Raw genomic sequence first — 13,060 nt, forward strand, 5'->3', positions numbered from 1 at the left:
TCTATATCAGGGAAGCAGTCTCAGATGACGGTATAGGCTGCCGCCGTGACTACCGAACGAGGCGCTCCGCTCCAGACCGCCGACCGCGTGCTCCAGGTCCTGCTCGCCTTCTCCCACGACCGGGAGGAATGGGGGGTGACCGACCTCGCCGCCGAATTCGGCTGGGACAAGTCGGTGTCGCAGCGGCTGCTGGCGTCGCTCGCCCACCGCGGCTTCCTGGTGTCCGACCCGGTCACCCGCCGCTACCGCCTGGGCCCCGCGGTCTGGCACATGGCCACCGCCTGGGAACGACACAGCGGCATGGCCGGGCTGGTCCGCCCCACGCTGCGCGAACTCGCCGCCGCGGCCGGCGTCACCGCCCTGTTCGCGGTGCCGGACGGGGTCCACATGCGCTGCGTGGAATCCGCCGACGGCGCGGCCGGTCCGCTGCGCGCCTACCGCCTGGCCGACGAGCTGTATCCGGCGCACGCCGGCGCCACCTCCCGCGCCTACTTCGGCATGCTCACCCCGGGCGCCCGGGCCGCACTGCTCTACGGCCGCCCGATGGCCAGGTTCAGCACGCTGACCGTCACCGACGAGGCCGAACTGGAGCAGCGGATGTCCCGGGTGCCGCAGGACGGCCACGCCTACTCCCAGGGCGAGTACGACCCGGCGACCGCCGGACTGGCCGTCCCGGTCGTCGTGCGCGGCCAGCCGGTCGGCTCGCTCAGCCTGGTCGGCCCGCACGACCGGCTCGACGGCCCGCGCGAGGACCTGCTCGCCCCGCTGAGCGAGGCCGCCGCAGCGCTCGCCGAACTCCTCACCCCGCGCCGGCCGCCGCGCGCCGCAACCGGCCGCCGCACTCCCGCCGCCGGCCAGCCGACCCCCGGCACCGACTGACCCACCGCCCACCCGCGCACCGCCCCACCCCCTGCGAAAGGCACCGCCCATGCCCAGCACGCGACTGCTGCTGCTCTCCAACTCCTCCGCGCCCGGCCGTGGTTACCTCGAACACGCCCGCGAGGCCGTCGCCGCGCACCTCGCCGGCGTGTCGGAACTCCTCTTCGTCCCCTACGCACTGGCCGACCACGACGGCTACACCGCCAAGGCCGCGGCCTTCTTCGCCGAGCTGGGCATCCGGGTCCGCGGTGCGCACACCGCGGCCGACCCGCGCGAACTCGTCGCCTCCGCCCAGGCGGTGTTCACCGGCGGCGGCAACAGCTTCCGCCTGCTCAAGACGCTGCACGAGCGCGGACTGGTGGACGCCCTCACCGGGCGGGTCCGCGCCGGCATGCCCTACATGGGCTCCAGCGCCGGCACCAACATGGCCTGTCCGACCCTGCGCACCACCAACGACATGCCGATCGTCCAGCCCCCCTCGTTCGCCGCGCTCGACCTGGTCCCCTTCCAGATCAACCCGCACTACCTGGACCCGGACCCGGCCAGCGCCCACATGGGCGAGACCCGAGAGGAACGGCTCACCCAGTTCCTGGAGGAGAACGACGTCCCCGTCCTCGGCCTGCGCGAGGGCACCTGGCTCCGGCGCACCGACGACCGCCTGACGCTGCACGGACTGGCCACCGGGGCCCGACTGTTCCGCCGCGGCACCGCCCCGGTCGAGTACGCACCGGGCGCCGACCTCAGCGAACTCCTCACCGTGCGGCCGACGTTCGACGACCGCGCCGGCTAGGTCCCGGCCCGCCCGGACTCCGGCGGGCTTACCGCACCGCGGCGGTCCGCGGCGCCGGGCAGGGTCTGGGAGACGCGCCACAGTCGACGCGGAAGAGCGCCTTCCTCGAAGCCGTGGACCTCGGTCAGCTGCCAGCCCACCGCCAACTCGTCGACCAGGGCCCGGTCGAAGAAGTGCACGGCGAAGCCACCGTGCTCGTAGATGCCGTCCCCGTGCGCGACGCCCGTGCCGTAGTGGGCGTCGCCGGTGTGCCGCACCGTGTAGACGAACACGCCGCCGGGCCGGAGCACGCGCCGCACCTCGGCCAGCACGTCCCGCAGCTGCCGCGTCGACAGCGCCATGCACAGCAGCATGTGCGCGAAGACCGCGTCCACCGAATCGTCCGGCAACGGGAGCGGAGCGCGGACGTCGTGCTCGGCGGTGCTGATCCGCCCGTCGAGGCCCTGCTCCTGCGCGGCGCGGCGCAGCTGGTCGAGGCCGGTGGCGCTGAAGTCGGTGGCGTGTACCGAGAACCCCGCGCGGGCGAAGGCGAGGGCGTCGCGGCCGTGCCCCGCACCCAGCTCCAGCACCCGCCGGGCGCCGGCGGCGCGGAACGCCGCGACGGCGTGCCGGGCCGCGGCGGACGGCTCGACCCCGTACATGCCGGGGTGCGCGGAGTACGTCTGCTGCCAGTGGCGCCGTTGCTCCGCCGCCAGCTCCGGCTCGCCGTTCGTCATCGTGCCCCGCCTTGCCCGTGCCGTGTCCCCCCACCCTAGTGCCGGCGTCCGACCAGCCGGAGGTCGCGGTTCCACGGCGGCGCCGGCGACGTCCGGCCACCGTCGGGCGCGGGTCGGCCCCGGGGGGAGCGCCGCGTGAGAGCCTCGAAGCGCAGGCTGACGGACGACAAGGAGTGCACCCGGTGAGCGGTGAGGAACGACCGGAGCGCCATGCCCAGGCCGCCGGTGAGACCACTCGCAGCGTCTGGACGGAATCGATGTACGCCGTCGCACGGCCCTGGCCCGGAATACGGGTGCTGGTCGACCGGAGCCTGCCGCTGGGGCGCAGGTCCGGGGTCGCCTACCCGGACGTGTGGCTGGCCGCCGTAGCTCCCTCGGCCGCGCTGTGGCGGTGGTACGGCGTGCACGAGGCGAGGTACGCGGCGTTCGCCGACCGCTACGAGCGCGAGCTCGGGGAGCCCGTGCGCGCCGCCGGGCTCCGGCGCCTCCACGGGCTGGCGCGGGGCGGTCCGCTGGTGCTGCAGACCGCCGTCACGCCGATACACCTCAGCCACGCCCGGGTCCTGGCGCGGCATCTGCGGGCCGGCCGCCCGGCCGAGGAGGGCGGCGAGGGCGCCTGTTGGCTGGGCCGGGTCTGTCCCGATTGCGGTCGCCACTGCGCCGCCCGAGGGGTGAGGACCTGCCCGCACTGCCGAGCCCCGATGGCGGAGTGACGGAGGCGTCGGCGGGCGCCCGTTCCCGGCTGACCGGGCGGTGCTGTCTGCGGTGCCGTCTGCGGACGGAAGCGCGGAGCGCGACGAATCGGCACGCGCGGGTGGTCGACATGAGCGAAACAACGCGAAAGAGGGAATTGCTACCCCTTGCCTTAATGCTGGCGATCTGCGTGCCGAAGGGAAGAGCAGCGAGCGGCAGTGGGCCGCTTGGAACGAACGAAAGGTTCGGAATGTCACGGATCACTCGGATTACCGCCGTGGCCGCCCTCGCGGCCGGAACCGCTCTGGGCGGGAGTTCGGTTGCCTTCGCCGACGGTCACGCGGCGGGCAGCGCTGTCGGTTCGCCCGGTGTGCTGTCGGGCAACCTCATTCAGATCCCGGTGCACGTTCCCGTGAACCTGTGCGGCAACACCGTCAACGTCGCGGGCCTGCTGAGCCCGGCCTTCGGCAACGTCTGCATCAACGGCCACTTCAAGCACCACAAGCACCACAAGGGTCACCACGGCGGCCGGCGCTGAAGCAGCCGTCACCGACCGTGTGAGCCACGGTCTTCGAGGCAACGGACCCGTCCCGTTCCCGTTCCGGTGATCCCGGTGCGGGCGGGGCGGGTCCCGTCGTTCGCCGTGCGCAATTCCCCGCGGCTCAGGAGCGCGGCGTGGCCGGCGGCCTGGTGGCGGGCCGACGCAGCCCCTCGGCCGCCGTGGAGACCCGGTGCAGCAACTCCAGGAAAACGTCCCGCTCTTCGGGGTCCAGGGGGGCCAGGAAGAGCTGGTTCATCCGGGCGGTCCGACCGGCGAGCTTGTGGTGCAGCCGGCTGCCCTGGGCGGTGAGCCGCAGCACGGAGCGGCGGGCGTCCTCGGTGTCGCGGGTCTTCTCGATCAACTCGCGCGCCACCAGGCGTCGGACCACCTCGGCGATGGTCGAGCGGTCGAGGCCGACCCGCTCGCCCACGGTCCGTTGGTCCAGGCCGTCCTCGCCGACGAGGGTGTTGAGCACGGCGAACTGCGGGGAGGTGACGTCCTCCGACACGATCGTCGTCCACAGCAACGTGTGTGCCTGCTGGAGCCGCCGGGCCAGGTGGCCGGGGTGGGTGCTGAGGTCGAGCGCGGGCACGGCGCCTCCCTGCTCCTCTCGCCAATGCTCTGCGTACGGAGGGTCTTGCCCTCCCTCACTCATCATGTCACGCTTCGAAACTGCCGGTAGATAGTCAGTGTACTGAGCAATCTAGTGGCGGTAGGGGAGAGTTGAGCATGGACAAAGTGGTGAGCTCGGCCGCCGAGGCGGTGGCCGACGTGCGCGACGGCGCCTCCTTGGCCGTCGGAGGGTTCGGCCTCAGCGGCGTGCCCGAGGTGCTCCTGAACGCCGTGCACGAGACGGGCGTCGGCGGGCTCGGCGTCGTCTCGAACAACTGCGGCGCGCTCGACCGGGGGCTGGCCGTGCTGCTCGCCGCCGGCCGGATCGCCCGGGTCACCGGCTCGTACATCGGCGCCAACAAGGAATTCGCGCGCCGCTACTTGGCCGGCGAACTGGAGGTCGAGCTGATTCCGCAGGGGACGCTCGCGGAGCGGCTGCGCGCCGGCGGCGCGGGCATCCCCGCCTTCTACACCCCCGCCGGCGTCGGCACCCAGGTCGCCGACGGGGGACTGCCCTGGCGGTACGACGGCGCCGGCGGGGTCGCCGTGGCATCGCCGCCCAAGGAGGTCAGGGAGTTCGACGGGCGCCCGCACGTCTTGGAACGGGGAATCCGCACCGACTTCGGGCTCGTCCGGGCCGCCAAGGGGGACCGCCACGGGAACCTGGTCTTCGCCAAGTCCGCCCGGAACTTCAATCCGCTCGCGGCGATGGCCGGGCGCCTCACGATCGCCGAGGTGGAGGAACTGGTCGAGCCGGGCGCCATCGACCCGGACCAGGTCCACCTGCCGGGCGTCTTCGTCCAGCGGGTCGTGGCGCTCACCCCGGAGCAGGCGGCCGACAAGCAGATCGAACGACGTACCGTCGCCGTGCCCGGGACCGCAGGAAGGGAGCGCCGCTGATGCCGTGGAACCGGGCCGAGATGGCCGCGCGGGCGGCCGCCGAACTGACGGATGGTCAGTACGTCAACCTCGGCATCGGACTGCCCACCCTCATCCCCAACTACCTTCCGGCGGGCGTGGAGGTGGTCCTGGAGTCGGAGAACGGGATCCTGGGGACCGGGCCGTACCCCACCGAGGACCAGCTCGACCCCGACCTCATCAACGCCGGCAAGGAGACCGTCACGGTGCTCCCCGGCGCCGCCTACTTCGACTCCGCCCTGTCCTTCGGGATGATCCGGGGCGGTCATATCGACGTCGCGGTGCTCGGCGCCCTGGAGGTCTCGCACCGCGGTGACCTCGCCAACTGGGCGGTGCCCGGCAAGATGATCAGCGGGATCGGCGGGGCGATGGACCTGGTGCACGGCGCCCGCACCGTGCTCGTCGCCATGACCCACACGGCGAAGGACGGTTCCGCCAAGCTCGTCGCGGACTGCACGTTGCCGTTGACCGGCCGGGGCTGCGTCGACCGGATCATCACCGACCTCGGCGTGCTCGACACGGCGGCCGACGGGTTCGTCCTCGTGGAGCGGGCGCCGGGCGTCACCGTCGAGGAGATCGTCGCGAAGACGGCCGCACCCGTGCGGACGGCGACCAACGAGCTGCGTGACCAGAAGGGTTGAGGACGCATGGCAACAGCCACCCAGAGCGAGATCGACCACGAGATCGCACAGGCGCGGGCGACCTACGAGGCGTCCGTCGCCGGCGGCGCCGCACGCACCGCACAGCCGGCGCACGCCTACCCGCCGTACCGCTCCACCGCCCTGCGGCACCCCCGACAACCCCTCGTCACCGTGGCGTTGTCGCAGGATCCCGAGGCCGTCGAACTGGCCTCACCGGCGTTCGGCGGGAGCGACGTCACCGCACTCGACCACGACCTCACCCGCCAGCACCAGGGCGCACCGCTCGGCGAGCGCATCACCGTCAGCGGCCGCTTGCTGGACCGGTCCGGCCGTCCCGTGCGCGGCCAACTGATCGAGATCTGGCAGGCCAACGCCGCCGGCCGGTACGCCCACCAACTCGACCAGCACCCGGCACCGCTCGACCCGCACTTCACCGGCGTCGGCCGGACGTTGACCGGCGACGACGGCGGTTACGCCTTCACCACGATCAAGCCCGGGGCCTACCCCTGGCGGAACCACACCGGTGCCTGGCGTCCCGCGCACATCCACTTCTCGCTCTTCGGGACCGCGTTCACCCAGCGGCTGATCACGCAGATGTACTTCCCCGGCGATCCGCTCTTCGCGCACGATCCGATCCTCCAGTCGGTCACCGACGCCGCCGCCCGCGAACGGCTGGTCGCCCGCTACGACCACGAGCGGTCGGAGCCGGAGTGGTCCCTGGGCTACCGCTGGGACATCGTCCTCGACGGCCCCACCGCCACCTGGATCGAGGAGGGCCGCTGACGTGACGACCCCCTCCGCACGGCCCACGCCCGCCCAGACGGTCGGCCCGTTCCACGGATGCGCCCTGCCGTTCCCGGGCGGCGGTGACGCGGCCCCGGCGGGCCATCCGGACACCCTCGTCCTCCACGGCCACGTTCGGGACGGCGCGGGCGCCCCCGTCCCGGACGCGCTGCTGGAATTCTGGGGACCGGGCCCGGACGGCGAACTGCCGCGGGCCACCGGATCGTTGCGCCGCGCCCCGACGACCGGTGGCCTCCTCGGCCGCGACGGTATCGGTTTCACCGGTTTCGCCCGGGTCGCGACCGATGCGGACGGCCACTGGGCGGTCCGCACCCTCCGCCCGGGCGCCCGCGGCGGGCACGCGCCCCACCTCGCGGTCTGCGTCTTCGCCCGGGGCCTGACCCGGCACCTGTTCACCCGGGTGTACCTGCCGGCGGCGGACCGGGAGCAGATCACCGACCCGCTGCTGGCCGCACTGCCACCCGAACGGCGCGCGACCCTGGTGGCGGTCGCCGAGCCGCGGGGCAGTCATCGCTTCGACATCCGGTTGCAGGGTGCGGCGGAGACGGTGTTCCTGGAGTTCGCATGAGTGTCGACCACGACGGCCACGACGTCGATCACGAGGCCCACGACGGCGCGTTCCCGGCGTACGACGAGCCGGACGCCGGACTGCTCGACCCGGTGCGTGTGGGCTCTGCGGCCGAGGCCGCCACGGGCGAGACCGCCGTCCTCCAGGCCCTGTTGGACGCCGAGGCCGCGCTCACCCGGGCGCAGGCGGCACTCGGCCTGGCGCCCGCCGCGGCGGCCCGGGCCGTGACCGAGGCCGCCCGCGCCGACCGCTTCGACGCCCGCGAGCTGGCGCTGCGCGGGCGGGACGGCGGCAATCCGGTGATCCCGCTGGTCGCCGCGCTGACCGCGGCGGTGCCCGACGCCCACGCGCCGTACGTGCACCGTGGCGCCACCAGCCAGGACATCCTCGACACGGCGTTGATGCTGGTGGCCCACCGGACCACGGGACTGGTCGTGGCCGACCTGGAGGCCGCGGCCGGCGCCCTGGCGCGGATGGCCGGCGAGCATCGCGACACGCCAGTGGCGGGCCGCACGCTCACCCAGCACGCCGTCCCGACGACCTTCGGACTGAAGGCCGCGGGGTGGCGCAGTCTGGCGCTGGACGCTCGGGACCGTCTGCTCGCGGTGCGCGGCACCCTGCCGGCCCAACTCGGGGGTGCGGCAGGCACGTTGGCCGCCTTCCAGGCCGACGCGCAGGCCATGGACGCCGCGCCGCCGGCGGACGCGCTGCGTCTGCTCGATGCCTACGCTCGGGAAGTCGCCCTGGCCGCACCGGAGTTGCCCTGGCACGGCCTGCGGACCCCGGTGGCCGATCTGGCCGGCGCGCTGGCCTTCACCGCCGGGGCACTGGGCAAGCTCGCGGCCGACGTGCTGCTGCTCTCCCGTACCGAGGTCGGCGAGGTGAGCGAGGGGACCGGCGGCGGCTCGTCGGCCATGCCGCACAAGGCCAATCCGGTGCGGGCCACGCTCGTCGCCGCGGCCGCGCGCCGGGCGCCCGGGTTGGCCGCCGTGCTGTACGGGTGCGTCGCCGCGGTGGACGAGCGGCCCGCCGGTGCCTGGCACGCGGAGTGGGAAACCCTGCGGGACCTGCTCCGTCTGGTCGGGGGAGCGGCCCGGGACGCGGCGGAACTCGTCGCCGGCCTGGACGTGCATCCCGCACGCATGCGCACCAACCTGGACCTGACGAACGGGATGGTCGTCTCGGAGCGACTGGCCGTCGTGCTCGCCGCTCGGCTGGGCCGGCCGCGGGCCCGCCAACTGCTCGCCGAGGCGGCGCACACGGTCCGCGCGGGAGGCGGCGGCCTCGCCGACGCCCTGGCGGACGAGCCGGCCCTGACGGACCTCGACCTGGTCTCCCTCGCCGACCCCACCGGCTACACCGGTGCGGCCGCCGCCCTCACCGACCGTGCGCTCAGGCGCCGTTGAGGCCCGTATGACGTTCGCCACCGCCGTGCGGAACCCTCGCCGGCCGGCATCGATGACGGCTTGTCAGGCGGCGGTGGCGGTCGCCGCCCGCATCACGGGGGTCAGGGCTGGCCGGTGACCGCGCGGAGTTCCTCGACGACCTCGGCGCCGGACGGTGCGTGCTCCGGATCCACCAACCACTGCAACATCAGGCCGCTGAGCAACGCGAGCGGCACCGAGCCGCCGAGGCCCTCCCGGCCCTGACGCTGCCCCTCGGCGAGGTGTGCGCGCACCTCGGGTGAGCGTTCGGCCTGCACGGCGGCCTCCAGTTGCGCCACCCACAGCGCCCGGTGCGTGGTGAAGCTGTCGATCAGCGCCTGCCAGCGTTCTTCCGGTCGGTCCGACGAGGTGCGCGGACGGAGCTCCTCGTCGAGCTCGTCCACCGCTTGCACGAGTGCCTGGGTGAGCAGCGCGTCCTTGGAGCCGAAGTGGTAGCCGATGGCGGCGTGACTGACTCCGGCGGCCGTGGCGATGTCCCGGACGGTGGTGTGTGCCCAGCCCCGTTCGATCAGGCACTGCTTGGCCCCGGCGAGCAGATCCTCTCGGTTTCCCATGCCGCACAGCATAGCGGAGCATTGCCCAATTGGTTCATCCAAATGGTTTGACCAAATGGGCAAGAGCTGGCTAGCGTGCCGTCCATGACGAAGCCGAAGGTTCTGATCTCCGGTGCCAGCGTGGCCGGCCCGGCCCTGGCCCACTTCCTGCGCCGCGACGGTTACGAGGTCACCGTGGTCGAGCGCGCACCGGCCCTGCGGGACAGCGGGTACGCGGTGGACTTCCGCGGTGCGGCGTTCGACGTGCTGGCCGAGCTGGGCGTCCTCGACGAGGTCCGCGGGCACGACACGCGGATGGGCGGCACCACCCTGGTGGACGAGGCGGGGGCGACGGTCGGGGAGCTCCCGGCCGAGGCGTTCGCCGGCGACCTCGAAGTGCCGAAACGGGAGCTGACCCGGATCCTGCACCGGCTCACCGCGGCGGACGTGGAGTACGTCTTCGACGACTCCGTCACCGCGCTCAGCGAGGACGACGCCGGCGTGGCGGTCACGTTCGAGCGGACCGCGCCGCGGCGCTTCGACCTCGTCATTGGTGCGGACGGGGTCCACTCGATGGTGCGCCGACTCGCCTTCGACGTGCCGCCCGACGCGGTACGGCACCTGGGGATGTCCGGTGCCGGATTCACCACGGCCAACCGCCTCGGCCTCGACCGCCGCGGAGTGCTGCGGCCGACCGAGGGCACGGCGGTCTACGCGTTCAGTGCGGGTGACCCGGACCGGATGGTGGTCAGCCTGTCCTTCGCCACGCCCTCGGCGGAGCTGGACCGGCTGGGCCGGGACGTGCAGGAGCGGGCGGTGCGGGAAGCGTTCGCCGGGCAGGGCTGGGAGGTGCCCCGCCTGCTGGAGGAGATGACCGCGGCCGACGACTTCGCCTTCTCCTCGACCTGTCAGATCCATCTGGACGGCTGGTCGCGGGGCAGGATCGCGCTGGTCGGGGACGCCGGCTACTGCGCCGCGCCCACCAGCGGCATGGGCACGTCGCAGGCGCTCATCGGGGCACGCTCGCTCGCCCGCCAACTCGCCGCTGCGGCCGGTGACCACCGGACCGCGTTCCCCGCGTACGAGGCGGAAGTGCGGCCCTACGTCGCCGAGAACCAGGCGAAGGGCCGGGACGCCGCGGCGATGTTCGGCGCTGGCGCGGAGCGGGCCGGCGGCGGGAAGTGAGTAGGCGCGGACCCGAGCGGGTCCTGCGCCGTTTCACCCGCGGCGCGCCCAGGCACCCCACCTACCAGGCAAGCGAGGAACTCGGGCGGGCGGTACGGACCGCGTTCGTCTGCGACTGCCTCGCCGACGTCGAGACGCGCCAGGAGATCCACAAAAGGACTCCAGGTCGTGGCAAGGACGGCGACCTGGCCGGACAGGACAAGGAGTGCCAGGAGGTCCATGCTCGTACTGCACCTGCACCTGCACCTGCACCCGATCCGAAGTGGACGGACAGGCTCACCGATGCCGACCCGGCGGGCGCTGTCGCCGCTGTTCCGGACGCATGTGAACCCCGCCGGAGCTTCGAGCCGGACGAGCCCATCTCTGGCTGCTCATCGAAGATTCTTGGAGCGGAGCCAGGTGCGGATGGCTTCAATGTGTTGAGCCTTGCTTTCGAGCGGCAGCCAGTGTCCGGCAGGCACCCGCGCCACGGTGAGATCTGCGCAGGCCGCGCGCATCGGGTCGCCTTGGCGGTTTCCCGAGATGTTGCAGATCGCGTCCCACTCGCCGTTGACGAACAGCACCGGCTGCGTCAGGCGCCCGCCGTCGGGTGCCTTGCGCGCGTAAGCGATGTTGGCGTCGTCGTTTGTGTACCACGCAGAGGGAGGACGAAAGCCGTGAGTTGCGAACGCCTGCACCAGGGTGTCGAAGTCCGCCGGTGGCCAGAGAGCCGGATCGGCCGGCGTCGGCGGTGCGCGGTGCGCGGCGCCGAAGCGTCCGCCGTCGCGTGTGACCGTGGCCGTCGGTGAGACGGCGCCGGTCGCGGCGGGGCTGCCCGGTCGATAGACCGATGCCAGCGTTGCCGCCGGAGCCGCGTCAAGGTCGGCGACCGCCGCTTCGAAGTGTGTCGTGTAGTAGCGGTAGTAGTCCCACTGCCCGTCCGGATACCGGTCGGCCGGGTAGAGCTGACGGTCTACCAGGGGTACGAGCGTGGCCAGGCTGTTGGCGGTGGGGTAGTAGGCCCACGAGGTCAACACCACGCCGCGGCACCGCTCCGGCTCGTGTGCGGCCACTGCTCCCGCCACGACGCTGCCCCAGTCGTGGCCGATCCAGACCGCGGTTCTGCCGCCGAGATGGTCGTGGAGCTCCGTCAGGTCCATCACGACCTCCTCGACGGTGTAGGCGTCGGTATCCGCCGGGGCGGAGGATTCGCCGTACCCGCGCAGATCGGGCGCGACGCAGTGCCACCCGTCGGCAGCGAACGCCTCCATCTGGGCCCGCCACAACAACCCGATGCCCGGCCACCCGTGGAGGAAGAACATCAGCGGTCCATCGGCCGGTCCGCACTCCAGGTAGTGCGTGGTGTGGCGCGGCGAGCCGAGAACGCGCGAGACCAACGGCGGTGCGATACCGCGCCGGACTTCGTCCTCGCCATCCCGTCGACGCGCGTGGGCGGTCCCGGCAACGAGAGCGAACAGCACCAGTGCGATGTCCAGGGCTCCATACGCGACGGCGGTTGGTTTGAGCCCGAATCGCTCGACAGCGAGCCCGGCGGCGAGCGCAGGCACACTGAAGGCGAGGTAGCTGACGATGTACATCGTCGCGAACACCTGGCCCCGTCGGGCGATCGGTGCCGCCTCACCGAGGGCATGGACGGCGAACCGGAACGTCGCCCCGAACCCGAATCCCGCGATCAGCGACCCGACGACGTAGAGCGGCAGGACACCCGCCGGCATGGCTGCGATGGTGACCAGGACGCCCATGGCGAGGGGCCCGAGGCCGAACCATGCGCGGTGTCGTGGCCGAGCGAAGGCCGACGCGACCGTGCCCGCCGTCCCTGCGACGAAGAAGACGCCGAGGATGACGCCCGCGACGAAGTGGCTGTGCACGTCGAGGACGGTGGTGAGGATCGACGATCCGAGCGAGAGGTACAAGCCGCCAAGGGCCCACGTCGCACTGATCGACGGCAGCAGTGCGACGAAGACCGGCCGCGTGGCCCGCGGGAGTTGGGCGCTGGGCAGCAGTGACCGCCAAATGGGTTCGCGGGTTGGCGAGTCGGGTCGAGCTTTCTCGGGAACCAGCCAGACGAGTGCCGCGAGCACCAGGTGCACGACGGTGAGGATCCAGAAGACGAGTTGGCGGGGCAGTGGCGCGAACTCCACCAAGGCGCCGGCGAGGACGGCGCCGATCGCTATCCCCAAGGAAGGGACCGCACTGCTGAGGGTCGAGCCGAGCCGGGGGTTCGGCGCGGACTCCATGATCAGGGCCGTGGTGGCGCCGGCGGCTGTCCCCACGGCAAGCCCCTGCACAACGCGCGCGGCCATCAGGCCGCCGACGCCTGTGGCGACGGCGAAGAGCAGCATGCCCAGAGCGAGCAGCACCAGGGCGCCGCAGGCGACAGGCCGACGGCCCACCCGGTCGGAGATCGATCCGACGGTCAACAGGGCGGCGAGCAAGGCGAAGACGTAGACGGCGAAAACGACCGTCAAGGTGAACGTGGAGAGGTCCCACAGGCGCTGATAGACCGGGTAGAGGGGGGACGGCGCCGAAGCGGCCGTGAGCGTGGCCGCGCCCACGGCCCCGGCCAGGAAGAACGTAACCGAACGGCTGAGCACGCGACCTCCATCGAAATGCAATGATCTTTGCTTTAGCCCGACGCGGCCCATCGTAGTAGAAGCAAAGATCTTTGCGTATGCTGGTGACGTGTCTCACCATGCAGCCGCCAGCCGCCCCGGAGGGCGGAGCAGTCGAGTACT

General features: G+C 72.6%; 14 protein-coding genes and 1 pseudogene. 11 read left to right on the plus strand and 4 right to left on the minus strand.

Annotation, left to right across the window (positions count from 1 at the left end):
* Positions 1-45: 45 nt before the first annotated feature.
* Together ACJ6WD_RS08035 and pepE are read left to right on the plus strand one after the other, a co-directional pair.
* Positions 46-879, plus strand: a complete 834-nt coding sequence (locus ACJ6WD_RS08035) for an IclR family transcriptional regulator (protein WP_233655676.1) — start codon at positions 46-48, stop codon at positions 877-879.
* Between the two features lie 49 nt (positions 880-928).
* Entirely contained in the window at positions 929-1,669 is a 741-nt protein-coding gene (pepE, locus tag ACJ6WD_RS08040; protein ID WP_233655675.1) for a dipeptidase PepE, read from the plus strand.
* Here pepE and ACJ6WD_RS08045 read toward each other — a convergent pair.
* Positions 1,666-2,385: a class I SAM-dependent methyltransferase gene (locus ACJ6WD_RS08045; protein ID WP_407615386.1), complete on the minus strand. Its 720-nt coding sequence runs from the start codon at positions 2,383-2,385 to the stop codon at positions 1,666-1,668. The two genes, pepE and ACJ6WD_RS08045, sit on opposite strands and share 4 nt — an antisense overlap.
* 182 nt (positions 2,386-2,567) lie before the next feature.
* On the opposite strand from ACJ6WD_RS08045, the gene ACJ6WD_RS08050 reads away from it, so the two are divergent.
* Both ACJ6WD_RS08050 and ACJ6WD_RS08055 read left to right on the plus strand, forming a co-directional pair.
* Positions 2,568-3,098, plus strand: coding sequence for a DUF488 domain-containing protein (locus ACJ6WD_RS08050; protein WP_233655673.1), 531 nt, complete (start codon positions 2,568-2,570; stop codon positions 3,096-3,098).
* Positions 3,099-3,328: 230 nt separating this feature from the next.
* On the plus strand, positions 3,329-3,616 hold the full coding sequence (locus ACJ6WD_RS08055) for a chaplin (protein WP_020931203.1): 288 nt from the start codon (positions 3,329-3,331) through the stop codon (positions 3,614-3,616).
* Between the two features lie 124 nt (positions 3,617-3,740).
* On the opposite strand, the gene ACJ6WD_RS08060 is transcribed toward ACJ6WD_RS08055, so the two are convergent.
* Positions 3,741-4,211: a MarR family winged helix-turn-helix transcriptional regulator gene (locus tag ACJ6WD_RS08060; protein WP_407615387.1), complete on the minus strand. Its 471-nt coding sequence runs from the start codon at positions 4,209-4,211 to the stop codon at positions 3,741-3,743.
* A 137-nt stretch (positions 4,212-4,348) separates the two neighbouring features.
* Between ACJ6WD_RS08060 and ACJ6WD_RS08065 the strand changes: the two genes are divergently transcribed.
* The 5 genes from ACJ6WD_RS08065 to pcaB are packed head-to-tail and all read left to right on the plus strand — an operon-like array spanning position 4,349 to position 8,568.
* Positions 4,349-5,131 carry a CoA transferase subunit A gene (locus ACJ6WD_RS08065; RefSeq protein WP_233655671.1) on the plus strand — a complete coding sequence of 261 codons (783 nt, stop codon included), beginning with the start codon at positions 4,349-4,351 and terminating at the stop codon, positions 5,129-5,131.
* A complete protein-coding gene (locus ACJ6WD_RS08070) occupies positions 5,131-5,790 on the plus strand; it encodes a 3-oxoacid CoA-transferase subunit B (protein ID WP_407615388.1) in 660 nt (219 codons plus the stop codon). The genes ACJ6WD_RS08065 and ACJ6WD_RS08070 overlap by 1 nt, the downstream gene beginning before the upstream one ends.
* Before the next feature lie 6 nt (positions 5,791-5,796).
* Positions 5,797-6,573 carry a protocatechuate 3,4-dioxygenase subunit beta gene (gene pcaH, locus ACJ6WD_RS08075; protein WP_267952080.1) on the plus strand — a complete coding sequence of 259 codons (777 nt, stop codon included), beginning with the start codon at positions 5,797-5,799 and terminating at the stop codon, positions 6,571-6,573.
* A gap of 1 nt (position 6,574) precedes the next feature.
* Positions 6,575-7,162 carry a protocatechuate 3,4-dioxygenase subunit alpha gene (pcaG, locus tag ACJ6WD_RS08080; RefSeq protein WP_407615389.1) on the plus strand — a complete coding sequence of 196 codons (588 nt, stop codon included), beginning with the start codon at positions 6,575-6,577 and terminating at the stop codon, positions 7,160-7,162.
* Complete coding sequence (gene pcaB, locus ACJ6WD_RS08085; RefSeq protein WP_407615390.1) at positions 7,159-8,568, plus strand: 3-carboxy-cis,cis-muconate cycloisomerase; 1,410 nt, start codon at positions 7,159-7,161, stop codon at positions 8,566-8,568. The genes pcaG and pcaB overlap by 4 nt, the downstream gene beginning before the upstream one ends.
* A gap of 101 nt (positions 8,569-8,669) precedes the next feature.
* On the opposite strand, the gene ACJ6WD_RS08090 is transcribed toward pcaB, so the two are convergent.
* Positions 8,670-9,161, minus strand: a complete 492-nt coding sequence (locus ACJ6WD_RS08090) for a TetR/AcrR family transcriptional regulator (protein WP_233655667.1) — start codon at positions 9,159-9,161, stop codon at positions 8,670-8,672.
* A gap of 84 nt (positions 9,162-9,245) precedes the next feature.
* Here ACJ6WD_RS08090 and ACJ6WD_RS08095 point away from each other — a divergent pair, with 84 nt between their 5' ends.
* Together ACJ6WD_RS08095 and ACJ6WD_RS08100 are read left to right on the plus strand one after the other, a co-directional pair.
* Positions 9,246-10,325, plus strand: a complete 1,080-nt coding sequence (locus ACJ6WD_RS08095) for an FAD-dependent monooxygenase (protein ID WP_407615391.1) — start codon at positions 9,246-9,248, stop codon at positions 10,323-10,325.
* 14 nt (positions 10,326-10,339) lie between these two features.
* A pseudogene (locus ACJ6WD_RS08100) lies at positions 10,340-10,474 on the plus strand (Tn3 family transposase); the annotation flags it as partial.
* Between the two features lie 222 nt (positions 10,475-10,696).
* Here ACJ6WD_RS08100 and ACJ6WD_RS08105 read toward each other — a convergent pair.
* Entirely contained in the window at positions 10,697-12,919 is a 2,223-nt protein-coding gene (locus ACJ6WD_RS08105; protein ID WP_407615392.1) for an alpha/beta fold hydrolase, read from the minus strand.
* Between the last annotated feature and the right edge of the window lie 141 nt (positions 12,920-13,060).

The organism is Streptomyces sp. VTCC 41912 (assembly GCF_045799175.1).
GTDB lineage: Bacteria > Actinomycetota > Actinomycetes > Streptomycetales > Streptomycetaceae > Streptomyces > Streptomyces albulus_C.